Source organism: Streptomyces sp. NPDC102437 (assembly GCF_044765565.1).
Classification (GTDB): Bacteria; Actinomycetota; Actinomycetes; order Streptomycetales; family Streptomycetaceae; genus Streptomyces.
Genome location: NZ_JBIWKI010000005.1, coordinates 161,732 through 175,781, shown reverse-complemented (window position 1 = coordinate 175,781; position 14,050 = coordinate 161,732). Strand labels below are relative to the sequence as shown.

Here is a 14,050-nt window from a genome sequence, read left to right as displayed (position 1 = left end):
CACCCCGTGACCCGCTGACCAGGTCGCCCGTTCACGGGCGGAATCACCCCGTGAACGCCTCGCGCACCGTCTCGTACTCGCGCGTCCACCAGACCGCCAGGGCCGACACCGCAGGGAACTGCGGGTCGGCCCTTCGGTCGTCCAGGCAGTACCGCCAGCGCAGTATCCAGAAGTCGTTGAGCCGCTCCCACCACACCCGGTGCACCGCGGCGGCCAGTTCCGCGGCCCCCGCCCCGGCCGCCCGCCGGTAGGCCCGCGCGTACGCCCGTACCTTCTTCAGCTCCAGCTCCCCGGCCGGCAGTACGAAGAAGATCGCCGCGGCCCTTACCGCCTCCTCCGCCCTCGGCTGGACCCCCAGCCGGTCCCAGTCGAGGATCGCGACCGGGTCCGCGCCCCGGTACAGGACGTTCAGCGGGTGGAAGTCGCCGTGCACCCAGCCGGTGGCCGGGGCGCCGGGCGTCGGGGGCCTGCGGTCGGCGTGACGTTCCAGCAGGGTGCGCCGCTCCAGCAGGCGGTGTTCGGCCAGCTCGTCGAAGCAGTCCCGCCGGTGGCGTCCACGCGCGGCCGTCAGCAGGTCGTCGATGAGCGCGAAGGTGTCACCGGGATCGGCGCTCCGGTACCCGCGGGACCGGTGCGCGAGCGCGGTGCCCGAGCCCATGACCTGTTCGAGCCCGGTGTGCACCGCCCCGAGCAGCGCCCCGAGTCGTTCGGACTGCGCGGTGGTGAGCTGGTCGCCCGCCCGGTGCAGCCCGTCCACCCAGGGGTGCAGGGCGTAGCAGCGTCCGCCGATCTCCGTGACCGTCTCGCCCTCGGTGTCCTGTACGGGCGGGGCGACGGGCACGCCCAGTGACTGGAGCCGCTGGGTGGCGCGGTGCTGGCGGACGATCGTGGCTCGGTCGCCGGTGGAGTCGTCGAGGTGGTGCTTGAGGAAGTAGGAGCCGCGGGTGGTGGAGAGCCGGTAGCCGTGGTTGAGCAGACCCTTGGTGATGGGCTTGCAGCTCAGCGGTTCACCGGCGTCCGGGTAGCGGCGCAGCACCTCGCACACCGGAGGCACCGGTGGCTGCCGTGGCACGGACGGGAAGAGAGCCTGGTCCACCGGGGAAACGGGCACAGGAGGCGCGGACGGGAACCGGACCTCGCCGTCCGGCGGAGCGGACGAAAGGGTGACAAATGAGCGCGGCACTCACCAGATGTTAGATCACGCTGTGTTGCCGATCGGCTGACTTGCGTCGAAGTCCAGAGTGTGCACAGAGGCGAAATGCGGTTCGAGCCTGAGGTACGCCGGGGCGAAGGGCTCGCCGTTCACCAGGGCGGGACCGTCGCCGAACAGCTCGCGCTGGCCGGGCGTCGGGTGCACGATCTCGGCGGTGCCGGTGAACTGCACGGCCCACAGATCGCCCCCGCCTCCCGAACCACAGCCCTCCGTGCTGAAGTTGTCCGCGCCGTATGCCACGACCGTGCCGTCGCACGCGTTGTGGTACCCGAAGCCGCTGTGCATCCGCAGAACCACGCGACCCTCGATCACGACGTGGCGGGCCACCGACAGAAAGGGAAGGGCCCGCATGCTCGTCGCCAGCCGGCCGTACCGGACGCGGCCTAGCAGTTCGATCGCCTGGAGTTCCTCAAAGGACATGACCTCCACTCTCCGTCACCGTGGAAGTCGCAGAAAGAGGCTGCGGCCCCGGTTGCTCAGGGACCAAAGTCCCGAAGATCACCCGCTGCCCGGCACTCACCGGCGCTCCTCAGCGTTTCTCCGCCTGGATCCTGGCCACGTACGCGGCGGCCTGCGAGCGCCGTTCCATGCCCAGCTTGGAGAGCAGGCTGGAGACATAGTTCTTGATCGTCTTCTCGGCGAGGTGCAGCCGCTCGCCGATCACCCGGTTCGTCAGCCCCTCGCCGATCAGGTCGAGGATCTTGCGTTCCTGTTCGGTGAGGCCGGCGAGCTTGTCCTCGCCCCGGCCCTTCTTGCCGTCGCGCAGCCGCTCCAGCACCCGCGCGGTCGCCACCGGGTCCAGCAGCGACTTCCCGGCGGCCACGTCACGTACCGCGTTCAGCAGTTCGCTGCCCCGGATCGCCTTCAGTGCGTATCCCGACGCACCCGCCATGATCGCGTCGAACAGTGCCTCGTCGTCGGCGTACGAGGTGAGCATCAGGCACTTGATGTTCTCGTCCTGGGAGCAGACCTCCCGGCAGACCTCCACCCCGCTGCCGTCCGGCAGCCGTACGTCGAGCACCGCCACATCGGGCCGGGTCGCGGGGATGCGGACCAGCGCGTCCGCCGCGGTGCCGGCCTCGCCGACGACCTCGATGTCGTCCTCGGACGAGAGCAATTCGTGGACTCCGCGTCGCACGACTTCATGGTCGTCCAACAGAAAAACGGTGATTTTTCCTTGTTCGCGCACAAAACGCAGTCTCACACACTCACCTCTTCCCTGCCGCCGAACGGCGGGATAACGTGCCGTTGTTCCGGCGGCCTGCGAGGCTGTTACCAGTGCTGTGACCAGCGAGAGTTCCCGACTTTTGCGATTTACTTGGAAATCCAAGCAAAATCGCAGGTCAGATAGTGTTTCGCAGTTATGCGGCCTACTGGGTAACGTGCTTTCGGCAGGGCGCTCGCCGGGGCACCTGTCACGCCTGTTCCCGGACCGAGCGGCACCCACCCCGTGCACGGGTACGGACACAGGCGAGCCGCACTGGCTTCCCGGCAGACCCCGGGGGCCGGACCGACGGAGGAGCACGCACGTGACCGTGGAGAGCACTGCCGCGCGCAAACCGCGACGCAGCAGCAAGCGGACCAGCGCCGTGAAAACGACTGCGAAGACGTCCGCGAAGACGCCACAGAGTTCCGAGCCCGAGCTCGTACAGCTGCTGACGCCCGAGGGCGAGCGCCTGGAGCACCCGGACTATTCGATCGACCTGACCGCCGAAGAGCTGCGCGGTCTTTACCGGGACATGGTCCTGACCCGCCGCTTCGACGCCGAGGCCACCGCCCTCCAGCGCCAGGGCGAGCTGGGCCTGTGGGCCTCGCTGCTCGGCCAGGAGGCCGCCCAGATCGGCTCGGGCCGGGCCCTGCGCGACGACGACTACGTCTTCCCGACCTACCGGGAGCACGGCGTCGCCTGGTGCCGGGGGGTCGACCCGACCAATCTGCTCGGAATGTTCCGCGGCGTGAACCACGGCGGCTGGGACCCGAACACCAACAACTTCCACCTGTACACGATCGTCATCGGCTCGCAGACCCTGCACGCCACCGGCTACGCCATGGGCGTCGCCAAGGACGGCGCGGACTCGGCCGTGATCGCGTACTTCGGTGACGGCGCCTCCAGCCAGGGAGACGTCGCCGAGTCCTTCACCTTCTCCGCGGTCTACAACGCCCCGGTCGTCTTCTTCTGCCAGAACAACCAGTGGGCGATCTCCGAGCCCACGGAGAAGCAGACCCGCGTCCCGCTCTACCAGCGCGCGCAGGGCTTCGGCTTCCCCGGCGTCCGGGTCGACGGCAACGACGTACTCGCCTGCCTGGCCGTGACCAGGTCGGCGCTGGAGCGGGCCCGCCGGGGTGAGGGGCCCACCCTCGTCGAGGCGTTCACCTACCGGATGGGCGCGCACACCACCTCCGACGACCCGACGAAGTACCGGGCCGACGAGGAGCGGGCCGCCTGGGAGGCCAAGGACCCGATCCTGCGGCTGCGCACGTACCTGGAGAAGGAGGGCGCCGCCGACGAGGCGTTCTTCACCGCGCTGGACGAGGAGAGCGAGGCGCTCGGCAAGCGGGTGCGCGAAGTTGTGCGGGCGATGCCCGACCCGGACCCGATGGCGATCTTCGACCACGCCTACGCGGACGGGAACCCGCTCGTCGACGAGGAGCGCGCCCAGTTCGCCGCCTACCAGGCATCGTTCGCAGACACCGCCGAGGAGGGCAAGTAGCCATGGCCATGGAAAAGATGTCCATTGCGAAGGCTCTCAACGAGTCGCTCCGCAAGGCCCTCGACAACGACCCCAAGGTCCTCATCATGGGTGAGGACGTCGGAAAGCTGGGCGGGGTCTTCCGGATCACCGACGGGCTCCAGAAGGACTTCGGCGAGGACCGGGTGATCGACACCCCGCTCGCCGAGTCCGGCATCGTCGGCACGGCGATCGGCCTTGCCCTGCGCGGCTACCGGCCCGTCGTGGAGATCCAGTTCGACGGCTTCGTCTTCCCCGCGTACGACCAGATCGTCACCCAGCTCGCCAAGATGCACGCCCGTGCGCTCGGCAAGATCAAGCTGCCGGTCGTCGTCCGCATCCCGTACGGCGGCGGCATCGGCGCGGTCGAGCACCACAGCGAGTCGCCCGAGGCCCTGTTCGCGCACGTCGCGGGGTTGAAGGTGGTCTCGCCGTCGAACGCGAGCGACGCCTACTGGATGATGCAGCAGGCCGTCCAGAGCGACGACCCGATCATCTTCTTCGAGCCCAAGCGCCGTTACTGGGACAAGGGCGAGGTCGAGACCGACACCATCCCGGGCCCGCTGCACAAGGCATCGGTGGCCCGTACCGGCACCGACCTCACGCTCGTCGCGTACGGACCGATGGTGAAGGTCTGCCTGGAGGCGGCCGCGGCCGCCGAGGAGGAGGGCAAGTCGATCGAGGTCCTGGACCTGCGCTCGATGGCCCCGATCGACTTCGACGCCATCCAGGCCTCGGTGGAGAAGACCGGCCGGCTCGTCGTGGTCCACGAGGCGCCGGTGTTCTACGGCTCCGGGGCCGAGATCGCCGCCCGGATCACCGAGCGCTGCTTCTACCACCTGGAAGCACCGGTGCTGCGGGTCGGCGGCTACCACGCCCCGTACCCGCCGGCGCGGCTGGAGGACGAGTACCTGCCGGGTCTCGACCGTGTGCTCGACGCCGTCGACCGCTCGCTGGCGTACTGAGGACTGGGACGTGACAACGATGACCGACACTTCCAACGCTGCTCGCTTCCGTGAGTTCAAGATGCCCGACGTGGGCGAGGGACTGACCGAGGCCGAGATCCTCAAGTGGTACGTCCAGCCCGGCGACGCCGTCACCGACGGCCAGGTCGTCTGCGAGGTCGAGACGGCGAAGGCGGCCGTGGAGCTGCCGATCCCGTTCGACGGCGTGGTGCACGAGCTGCGCTTCCCCGAGGGCACGACGGTCGACGTCGGCCAGGTGATCATCGCGGTGGACGTGGCACCGGGCAGCGGTGACGCGGCCCCGGCCCCGGCGGCCGAACCCGCCCCGGTTGCTCAGCCCGAACCGGAGCCCGAGGCCCCGAAGGGCCGCCAGCCGGTCCTGGTCGGCTACGGCGTCTCCGAGAGCTCGACCAAGCGACGGGCCCGCAAGGGCACGGCCGCTGCCGTGTCGGCTGCCGCGACGGCGATCCAGAGCGAGATGAACGGCCACGCCGCCGTCGTCCCGGAGAGCCGGCCGCTGGCCAAGCCGCCGGTCCGCAAGCTGGCCAAGGACCTGGGCATCGACCTGGCGACGGTCGTCCCGACCGGCGAGGGCGGGATCATCACCCGCGAGGACGTGCACGCCGCGGCCACCCCCGTACCGGCCCAGGCCCCCGCGCCGATCGCCGCTCCGGTGGCGACCGCCCCCGCTCCCGAGGCCCCGGCTCCGGCCGTGGTGACCACGGTGGGCGCCCGCGAGACCCGCATCCCGGTCAAGGGCGTACGGAAGGCCATCGCCCAGGCGATGGTCGGAAGCGCGTTCACGGCTCCGCACGTCACCGAGTTCGTCACCGTCGACGTGACGCGCACGATGAAGCTGGTGGCGGAGCTCAAGGAGGACAAGGACATGGCTGGGGTGCGGGTCAACCCGCTCCTGATCATCGCCAAGGCCCTCCTCGTCGCGATCAAGCGGAACCCGGAGGTCAACGCAGCCTGGGACGAGGCGAACCAGGAGATCGTGCAGAAGCACTACGTCAACCTGGGCATCGCCGCCGCGACCCCACGCGGACTGATCGTGCCGAACATCAAGGACGCGCACGAGCAGACACTGCCGCAACTGGCGGCGTCCCTGGGCGAGCTGGTCTCCACGGCCCGCGAGGGCAAGACGTCCCCGGCGGCGATGGCGGGCGGCACGGTGACCATCACCAACGTCGGTGTCTTCGGCGTCGACACGGGCACCCCGATCCTGAACCCGGGCGAGTCCGCGATCCTCGCGGTCGGCGCGATCAAGCTCCAGCCGTGGGTCCACAAGGGCAAGGTGAAGCCACGTCAGGTCACGACGCTGGCCCTGTCGTTCGACCACCGCCTGGTCGACGGCGAGCTCGGCTCCAAGGTCCTGGCGGACATCGCCGCGATCCTTGAACAGCCGAAGCGCCTTATCACCTGGGCGTAGCTGTACGAGATGGGCCCGCGCGAACGACTTCGTGCGGGCCCATCGGCATGTCCGGCTTCTGCCGCAGGGCGAGTTCGGCGAACACGGTCTTCCCGACGGTGCGCGGCTCGACGCCCCAGTGGTCCGCGATCCGCGCGACGATCAGGAGCCCCCGCCCGTAGCACTCGTCGGCCGCCGCCTCGCGCGGGTCCGGCAGCCGTTCACCCCACGGGTCGCTGACCGCGATCCGGAGTGCGGTCGCGGTGAGCGCGAGATGTACCTGGAAGAGCCGCCCCCGGATGGCCCCGTGCAGTAACGCGTTGGTCGCCAACTCGCTGACCAGCAAGGCCGCGTCGCCGGCCAGGCCGGGATGGCCCCACTCCCGCACGAGTCGAGCGGTGCGGCGCCGGGAGAAGGAGACGCTGGACGCGGTCGGGGTGAAGTCGAGCCGGTCCTCGCGGAGGGCGGGGGCGGGGGGTTTCTCCTGGGCTGAGGTCAAGGTCGCGTACCTCTCGGTGAGGGGGCGGTGGCGATGCCGCGCCTGCGGGGCGCCGGTTTTGGCGCGGGGCAGGGCGGTGCACTTCCGCCGAGATTGGATCCGCTGCGTGAGCGGCTCGGCGCCGAACGTAGTGCCCCGAGTATCCAGAGCTCAAGACTCCGGGAGATATATTCCCCGTATGAGCTAGCGCCCCGGGGTCGCGGGGCGTGCTGCGACACTTGTGGGGTTCACTGGGACGGGAGGTCTGCATGCAGGCGATGGGCAAGAGGGCGAACGGCAACCGAGTCTCCACCGTTCTCGGCCGACGCCTGGGTGGGGAACTTCAAAGCCTGCGAGTCGCGGCGGGCAAGACTCAGCGTCAGGCAGCTGAAGCGCTCTGTGCGACTCCGACGAAGCTTGTGAAGATGGAGAGCGGATGGGTTCCGATGAGGGATCCGGATATCGCAGCGCTCTGCGCCTATTACGGAGTCAGTGAGCCTAGAATCCTTGGCCACTTGCTGGAGCTGGCGAAGACTGATCGCGAGAGACGCAAGATCAAGGGGTGGTGGAACGAGACCCCGACTCTTGCAACGCAGGTGGAGTACATCGCGATGGAGGACGCTGCCGTCAAGGTTCGGCAGTGGCAGATGGCTCTCATCCCCGGCTTGTTCCAGACCGCTGAGTACACGCGGGCCATGGGTGTGGCTGACATGTCATGGGACGACATCGACAGAATTGAGGATGTCGTCGCGGGTAGAGCGAAGCGCCAGGCCAGGCTGTACGGCGACGCACCCCTGCGTATCCATGCGGTCATCTGGGAAGCTGCGTTCCGTCAACTGATGGGCGGACACTCGGTGATGGCGCGCCAGCTTGAGCACCTGTGCAACTTGGCCGAACTTCCGAACGTGCACGTTCAGGTGTTGCCGTTCCGTGCAGGCAGTCATCCTTGTATCGGCGGCCCCTTCAATGTTCTGTCGTTCGGCGAGGACGAGGCGGTGGACGTCGTGCACATGGACACCCCGCGTTCCACCATCTGGGTTGAGGACGCGGATGAGAGCCAGGTGTTCATCAGCCTTTTCGATCAGGCTTCCCGGATGAGCCTGTCGCCGTACGACTCGATCCAGTTCATCGACAGCATTGCGAAGGAAATGAGCAAGTGACTGAGTTCTGCTTCTGCAAGTCCAGCTACAGCGCGACGTCCAGTGAGTGCGTCGAGGTCGCGCGCAACGTCTCCTCCACAGTGGCTGTCCGTGACTCCAAACGCCCCAGCGGACCCACCCTTACCGTCGCTCCCGCCGCGTGGAACGCTTTCCAGGCTGAGCTGCGTCGACAGCCGTAGCGCGACGGAGTTTGCCACCGGTCGATTTGCGCACCCTGGCTCCCAACCTCCCCGAAAGAAAAGGCGAGTGATTAGGCTTCACTTCAGGAAGTCCAGCTACAGCAGTGGCGACGGCGAGTGCGTCGAAGTGGCTCGCAACGTCCCCCATACCGTCGCCGTCCGCGACTCCAAGCAGCCCGACGGCCCCCTCATCGTCCTCGGCCCCGCCGCCTGGGACGCCTTCCGGGCCGGGCTGGTCCGGTCGTCGGGCTGACCCAGGCCGTTCGGCCGGCGCCTGTTGCGGAGATCGCTGTCCACCGGCCCTCGGGCTGTGTTTCCATGCCGCAGTGAAGAGCGAGAGCGGGTCCGGCGCGGACGTACCCCCTGGTGTCCGACAGCGGACCGATCGCGACCTCGGTGACTGCGCGCGGGTGCTGGCAGAGGTCCATGAGCACGACGGCTACCCGGTGAACTGGCCCGACTCCCCGGGCGCATGGCTCACACCGCCATCGCTCGTCGCCTCATGGGTGGCGGAACTGGACGGCCGCGTGGCAGGTCATATCGGCCTGTCCCGGAGCGGCGCGGGAGACGCGGCTCCCGGGCTGTGGAGCGCTCGCGCAGGGGTGAGTACCGACGCGACCGCCGTGGTCAACCGGCTATTCGTCGCCCCGTGGGCCCCTGGCCACGGGATCGGTGCCCTGCTGATGGGGCAGGCTGTCGCAGAAGCGCAGGATCGCGGCCTGCATCCGGTGCTCGACGTGCTGGCTTCGGACACTGCGGCAGCAGCCCTGTACGAGCGGCTCGGCTGGCAGCTGCTGGCCACGGTCGAACAGCAGTGGAGCCCGGAGCAGAAGGTGACTGTTCGGTGTTACGCGGCGGCAACCTGAAGTGGTGCCCCTGGGGCGTGTATCGAAAGTGCTTTTCACAGCTACCGGGATTCATTCGCAGTGCTCCGGCCTTCGGGCCGGGGGTGAAGCGGATCAGGTGGTGGCGACGCGGAGCGTCGCAGATTCTTGTCTGGGGAGCAGGGCGCAGCCGCGCGCGGGGGCTGTTCGTGGGAATGGTGGAGGACACGGTTTTGGTGGTGCGGGGAACGGATGTTCCCGGTGACGGCAGGTGTGCGGTCTCTCTATGCTCGCCCCATGCAGCTTCGGTACACCTTCCGTGTGCACCCGGAGCCCGGTCAACGCAGGGCGTTGGCGCGGGCGTTCGGGTGCGCCCGGGTGGTGTTCAACGACGCGGTACGCGCCCGGGAAGACGCCCGTGCGGCGAACGAGCCGTATCCGAGCGGGGCCGCACCTTCGAAGCGGCTGATCACCGAGGCGAGGCACACTCCGGAGCGGGCCTGGCTGGGCGAGGTGTCCTCGGTCGTGCTGCAGCAGGCGCTGCGGGACGTGGAAGTCGCGTACAGGAACTTCTTCGCCTCCCTCAAAGGGAAGCGCAAGGGCCCGAAGGTCGGGGCGCCGCGTTTCAAGTCGCGCAAGGATGCCCGGCAGGCGATCCGGTTCACCGCGAACGCCCGCTGGAAGATCACCGGCCGGGGACGGCTGGTACTGCCGAAGATCGGCGAACTTCGGGTGACCTGGTCGAGGGTGCTGCCCGTGACCCCCTCCAGTGTCACCGTGATCAAGGACGCGGCGGGCCGGTACTTCGCCTCCTTCGTCATCGACACCGATCCCGGCACCGACCGGGCCCGGTGGGAGGCCCCCGACCCGGACAGTGCGGTCGGCATCGACCTCGGCCTGACGACCTTCGCGGTCCTCTCGGCCGGCACGAGGATCGCCTCCCCGAGGTTTCTTCGCCGGGCGGAGAAGAGACTGAAGATGGCCCAGCGGAACCTGTCCCGTAAGGAGAAGGGGTCGAAGAACCGGGAGAAGGCCCGGCTGAAGGTCGCCCGCGCCCATGCGCGGGTCGCCGACGCGCGCAAGGAGTTCCACCACCAGCTCTCCACGAAGCTGATTCGCGAGAACCAAGCGATCGCGGTGGAGGACCTGGCGGTATCCGGACTCGCGCGCACCCGGCTGGCCAAGAGCATCCACGACGCGGGCTGGTCCCAGCTCGAATACAAAGCGAAACGGTACGGGCGGGTGTTCGTGAAGATCGGCAGGTTCGAGCCGACCAGCCAGATCTGCTCCGCCTGCGTCCACCGCGACGGCCCCAAGCCCCTCCATGTCCGGGAATGGACCTGCCCGGCCTGCGGCACGGTCTGCGACCGCGACCACAACGCCTCGATCAACGTGAAAACGGCCGCCGGACTGGCGGTGACAGCCTGCGGAGCGAAGGTGGGACCAGAACCTGTTCTGGCACAGCGCGAAGAAACAGGAAGCCACGGAATCACCCACCCACGCCGTGCCGGGCAGCGGCACAGCAACAGGTAGGGACGGCCAGAATCCTCGCCCTTCAGGGCGGGGAGCATGTCAAGTCCTGACCGATGACGTCAACGGGCTGCATGCCGCCTTCCGGGCGGGGCTCAAGACGGGGTACGGGAAGATCCCGTCCCGAGGGCTGCCGCGCATCGGGCCGCTCAAGGACATGTCGTACGGCGTGCGGCAGTTCCTCATGACCGATCCGGGCGGCAACTGCATCCGCATCGGGCAGCAGACGGGCGAGGACCAGCACCATCGGCGAGCCCCCGAGGAGACCTTCGCCCGTGCCCTGCACCACGCCTCCCTCCTCGCCGACTCGAAAGAGGACCCAGCGGGCGCCGCGAAGGTCATCGACCGGGTGCTTCACCTTGAGGACGAGCGGCCCACGCCCGTACAGCTGCTCCGCCTCCTCGTGCTGCGAGCGGACGTCGCAGGGCGTCTCGGTGACGAAGAGACCGCGACGACGGCGCTCGCCAAGGCCGCCGCGGTCCACCTCACCGCGGAGGACCGAGAGTTGGTTCATGACGACCTCGACCGTCTGGTGGAGCTGAGCGATTGAGGTCTGCTCGCAGCCACTCGCGGAGGACCGCTCGGTGGCTTCAGCGTCTGGAAGGGTGCGCGGAATCGCGGCCCGAAAAATGGGAACTGGCTGGCGGAGTACCGCTGTTAGGGTGGCCGAATGGCATCGGTGAGGAAGATCCAGATCACGTTCGACTGTGCGGACCCCGAGCGCGTCGCGCGTTTCTGGTGCGAGGTGTTGGGGTACGTCGCACCGCCGCCTCCGGAGGGGTTCGACTCCTGGGACGCCTACAACGACTCGCTGCCGGCCGAGGAGCGGGGGGCGTGGTTCGCGTGCTCCGATCCCTCAGGCGTGGGCCCGCGCCTGTACTTCCAGCGCGTTCCCGAAGGCAAGGTCGCCAAGAACCGTGTGCACATCGATGTGCGGGCCGGCACCGGGCTCGTGGGTGCGGAGCGGCTGGCCGTGCTTGAGGCCGAACGCGATCGGCTGGTGGCGCTCGGCGCGGTGTGCACGAATGTGCTGTATGCCGACGAGGACAACGAGTCGTGCATCAACATGCAGGACGTCGAGGGCAACGAGTTCTGTCTCGACTGAGCATCCGCCGGACGGCGGGCCTGTCACCGGCTTCTGCCGTGCTGCGCCGGTGGCCGGGCTGGTCCGGTCGCAGGACCGACCCGGCCCGGGCGGCTAGCGCTGTGACTCCCTGGCCCTCCCAGGTGCCGGCGCTGGGGTGCGTGCGCGTTCTCGCGCTGTGGTGAACCAGAACAGGACCGCGCACAGGAAGGCTGCTGCCGCGAAGACCAGCGACTGTGTGACGGAGTCGTCCCGCGCACCGGCGAGGAGCGCGCCGGCCGCCGACAGGGTCAGGGCGACCGCCGGCAGTGCCCGAGGGTGGCGGGTGGTGCCCGGTGCGTCGGCCGTCGGCAGCAACCTGGTCGCGAGGCTGTAGCAGGCGCAGGCCAGCAGGGTGGAGCCCAGTACGTCGCTGGGCCGGTGGTGGTAGGTGGCCAGGACGGCGCCGGCGGTGACGGCGAGCCACAGCATGCCGACCGCGGTGACGTAGGGGCGGATGCGGGGGGAAGCGACCAGGGTGGCGGCGAGGGCCAGCCCGGCGGGGATGGCCACGTGTCCGCTGGGGAAGCTCGTCTCGGTGAGCGAGGCGTGCGCGTCCACCAGGTCGGGGCGGGGAAGGATCATCCTGGCGAGCTCCTTGCTCCCGAGCGTGGCCACGACGATCCCGATCGCCGCGCAGCCTCGCCACCAGCACCTGCGCACCAGAGCGATGGCCGCGACAACCGCGGTGCCCACGAGCAGGGTGGGCATGGCGGTGTGCTCCAGGGGCGGTAGGGCCGACGACTGGTAAGCCGCCCCCGACCAGTCGTAGATCCATGCCGGGTTGGCGCCGTTCTCGTTGAACAGGGCGTTCTCCGCCCGTTGGCCGAACGGGGTGCAGACAGCGATCAGGTAGACCATCAGGAACAAGCCCCCGAGGCACAGCGGAGCCGGGACTCGTAGCCGTCCCGCCCGGGCGGGGCCGGGTTCGGTCGTGGCGTCCGGGTCCTGGCCGGGGTCCGCAGGCGTGGGCAGCGCCGAGGGGCCTTGCTGAGTCATGGTTCTCTCTGTCTTCGTGCGGGAGCAGTGCGGTCACGCGCCGTTTCGGGCGCGAGGTGGCCGGCAGATCCGGTCGGCCCGCCGGGGATCCGCTCCTAGTCGAGGAGCAGCGCCCGGCTCTGCCGGCGCTGGGCGGCGATCACCAGGGCCGGGAGGGGAGCGATGAGGAGGAGGAGAACGACCAGGTCCGGCAGGGACTGCATGAACCCGTTCGGCTGGATGACGATCGCCTGTGTGCGGACGAACGCGAACGCCACGACGGGGATCAGCCACCGGTAGTCACCGGTGGCGGCCGTCGCCGCCCACGCGGCGATCAGCGCAGCGACTTCGAGGGCGAACATGCCGCGTTGGAAGGCCGGACTGATGGAGATCACGTGCAGGGACCCGGCCGCGAACATGGCGAGCGCGACGGGGACCAGCCGACGGTACGAGTGGCGCCGCAGCCGGGCCGGACGGCAGGCCGCCAACACGGCGCACGCGGTGCACAGGAGCCCGGACAGCACCAGGTCATGGGCCGTTATCGGGGCGCCCAGCCCGTAGTAGCCCAGGCCCGCCTTGCCCTCGTCGCCGAAGAGCGTATTGCTGTTGAACGTGGCACCGGCGTAGATCATCGCCGCTGCGGCCGGCAGGGCGATCCACGGCTTGCCACGTAGCAGGGCGATCAGGCAGACCAGCGGAAGCAGCCCGTAGGGCAGGAGCCGTGTCCGTGTGCCGGGGCCTTGCGCCCACGGGTACCAGCCGGAGAAGTGGAAGGCGATGGCATGCCTGCCGGGATCGATGCGCAGTGCCCAGTGCCACACGTCCTGCAGGTACGGCACCAGCGCCAGAGCGGCGAGGAAGAGAGCGGTCAGATGGACGCCGTCCAGCCACCACGGCCGGGCCGTGTCGTCGACGACGGCACGGGCGCGGGCCTGCACCCCGGCACACGCCACGGCGACGACCTCCCGCGGCGGGGGCCAGGAACGGCCGGGATACGCCTCCGACAGGCAGGCCAGCAACTCCTTTCCCTGCCGGGAGCGGTAGGGCTCGGGATAGGCCGCGAGCAGCAGTCGGTTCATGCCGGGGCCACCCTGGCATCTCGCGGGCGCCCGAGGACGACAGCCGCCGCCTGCCGCATCCGCAGCGCCTCCCGGCCGAGTGCCTCGGTGCCGTCCTCCGTGATCCGGTAGTAGCGCCGCGCCCGCCCGTCCACGATCTCCTCGTCGTCGGCAATGATCAGCCCGGCCCGCTCCATCCGCTCCAGCGCGCCGTAGAGAGTACCGACAGCGATCCGCAGCCGCCCGTCGGTGGCCTGCTCGGCGGCCTTGATGATGCCGTAGCCGTGCAACGGCCCGTCCATGAGCGCAGCAAGGATGAAGTACTGCGGCTCCGTCAAGGACGGATTCTGTCGTGTCATGCGTCGAGCATATATCGAGGCACGAAATATACGTGTCGGCCTT

General features: G+C 69.1%; 16 protein-coding genes and 1 pseudogene. 10 read left to right on the top strand and 7 right to left on the bottom strand.

What is annotated here, in order from left to right; genetic code table 11:
• Positions 1 to 43 precede the first annotated feature (43 nt).
• The 3 genes from ACIRJP_RS09050 to ACIRJP_RS09040 form a co-directional block, all read right to left on the bottom strand.
• Positions 44 to 1,036, bottom strand: coding sequence for a phosphotransferase (locus tag ACIRJP_RS09050; RefSeq protein ID WP_404170467.1), 993 nt, complete (start codon positions 1,034 to 1,036; stop codon positions 44 to 46).
• 162 nt (positions 1,037 to 1,198) lie between these two features.
• Positions 1,199 to 1,633 carry a pyridoxamine 5'-phosphate oxidase family protein gene (locus tag ACIRJP_RS09045; protein ID WP_404170162.1) on the bottom strand — a complete coding sequence of 145 codons (435 nt, stop codon included), beginning with the start codon at positions 1,631 to 1,633 and terminating at the stop codon, positions 1,199 to 1,201.
• A 109-nt stretch (positions 1,634 to 1,742) separates the two neighbouring features.
• On the bottom strand, positions 1,743 to 2,402 hold the full coding sequence (locus ACIRJP_RS09040) for a response regulator (protein ID WP_404170464.1): 660 nt from the start codon (positions 2,400 to 2,402) through the stop codon (positions 1,743 to 1,745).
• A 340-nt stretch (positions 2,403 to 2,742) separates the two neighbouring features.
• Between ACIRJP_RS09040 and pdhA the strand changes: the two genes are divergently transcribed.
• From pdhA to ACIRJP_RS09025, 3 genes are read left to right on the top strand one after another with little or no spacing between them, the layout of a single operon-like run.
• Complete coding sequence (gene pdhA / locus ACIRJP_RS09035) at positions 2,743 to 3,924, top strand: pyruvate dehydrogenase (acetyl-transferring) E1 component subunit alpha (RefSeq protein ID WP_351254019.1); 1,182 nt, start codon at positions 2,743 to 2,745, stop codon at positions 3,922 to 3,924.
• A gap of 2 nt (positions 3,925 to 3,926) precedes the next feature.
• Positions 3,927 to 4,907, top strand: a complete 981-nt coding sequence (locus tag ACIRJP_RS09030) for an alpha-ketoacid dehydrogenase subunit beta (RefSeq protein ID WP_404170159.1) — start codon at positions 3,927 to 3,929, stop codon at positions 4,905 to 4,907.
• A gap of 10 nt (positions 4,908 to 4,917) precedes the next feature.
• Positions 4,918 to 6,339 (top strand): dihydrolipoamide acetyltransferase family protein, encoded by a 1,422-nt coding sequence (locus ACIRJP_RS09025; protein ID WP_404170156.1) that lies wholly within the window; start codon positions 4,918 to 4,920, stop codon positions 6,337 to 6,339.
• Here ACIRJP_RS09025 and ACIRJP_RS09020 read toward each other — a convergent pair.
• Entirely contained in the window at positions 6,326 to 6,817 is a 492-nt protein-coding gene (locus ACIRJP_RS09020) for an ATP-binding protein (protein WP_404170153.1), read from the bottom strand. The two genes, ACIRJP_RS09025 and ACIRJP_RS09020, sit on opposite strands and share 14 nt — an antisense overlap.
• A 248-nt stretch (positions 6,818 to 7,065) precedes the next feature.
• On the opposite strand from ACIRJP_RS09020, the gene ACIRJP_RS09015 reads away from it, so the two are divergent.
• From ACIRJP_RS09015 to ACIRJP_RS08985, 7 genes and pseudogenes are all read left to right on the top strand, one after another.
• A complete protein-coding gene (locus ACIRJP_RS09015; RefSeq protein ID WP_404170150.1) occupies positions 7,066 to 7,956 on the top strand; it encodes a helix-turn-helix domain-containing protein in 891 nt (296 codons plus the stop codon).
• Positions 7,953 to 8,135, top strand: coding sequence for a DUF397 domain-containing protein (locus ACIRJP_RS09010; protein ID WP_404170147.1), 183 nt, complete (start codon positions 7,953 to 7,955; stop codon positions 8,133 to 8,135). Before ACIRJP_RS09015 ends, ACIRJP_RS09010 begins: the two co-directional genes overlap by 4 nt.
• Positions 8,136 to 8,202: 67 nt before the next feature.
• On the top strand, positions 8,203 to 8,388 hold the full coding sequence (locus tag ACIRJP_RS09005) for a DUF397 domain-containing protein (RefSeq protein WP_404170144.1): 186 nt from the start codon (positions 8,203 to 8,205) through the stop codon (positions 8,386 to 8,388).
• Positions 8,389 to 8,461: 73 nt separating this feature from the next.
• A complete protein-coding gene (locus tag ACIRJP_RS09000) occupies positions 8,462 to 9,001 on the top strand; it encodes a GNAT family N-acetyltransferase (RefSeq protein WP_404170141.1) in 540 nt (179 codons plus the stop codon).
• A 255-nt stretch (positions 9,002 to 9,256) separates the two neighbouring features.
• Entirely contained in the window at positions 9,257 to 10,492 is a 1,236-nt protein-coding gene (locus tag ACIRJP_RS08995; protein ID WP_404170138.1) for an RNA-guided endonuclease InsQ/TnpB family protein, read from the top strand.
• 37 nt (positions 10,493 to 10,529) lie between these two features.
• Positions 10,530 to 11,039: pseudogene (locus tag ACIRJP_RS08990) on the top strand (VOC family protein); the annotation flags it as partial.
• Between the two features lie 120 nt (positions 11,040 to 11,159).
• Positions 11,160 to 11,594, top strand: coding sequence for a VOC family protein (locus ACIRJP_RS08985; protein WP_404170135.1), 435 nt, complete (start codon positions 11,160 to 11,162; stop codon positions 11,592 to 11,594).
• 93 nt (positions 11,595 to 11,687) lie between these two features.
• Here the strand turns inward: ACIRJP_RS08985 and ACIRJP_RS08980 are convergent, their stop codons facing one another.
• From ACIRJP_RS08980 to ACIRJP_RS08970, 3 genes are all read right to left on the bottom strand, one after another.
• A complete protein-coding gene (locus tag ACIRJP_RS08980) occupies positions 11,688 to 12,611 on the bottom strand; it encodes a phosphatase PAP2 family protein (protein ID WP_404170132.1) in 924 nt (307 codons plus the stop codon).
• A 95-nt stretch (positions 12,612 to 12,706) separates the two neighbouring features.
• The gene (locus ACIRJP_RS08975; RefSeq protein ID WP_404170129.1) at positions 12,707 to 13,669 is read right to left on the bottom strand and encodes a hypothetical protein; all 963 of its coding nucleotides are present in this window, start codon (positions 13,667 to 13,669) and stop codon (positions 12,707 to 12,709) included.
• Positions 13,666 to 14,007, bottom strand: a complete 342-nt coding sequence (locus ACIRJP_RS08970; protein ID WP_404170126.1) for a PadR family transcriptional regulator — start codon at positions 14,005 to 14,007, stop codon at positions 13,666 to 13,668. The genes ACIRJP_RS08975 and ACIRJP_RS08970 overlap by 4 nt, the downstream gene beginning before the upstream one ends.
• Positions 14,008 to 14,050: the final 43 nt, after the last annotated feature.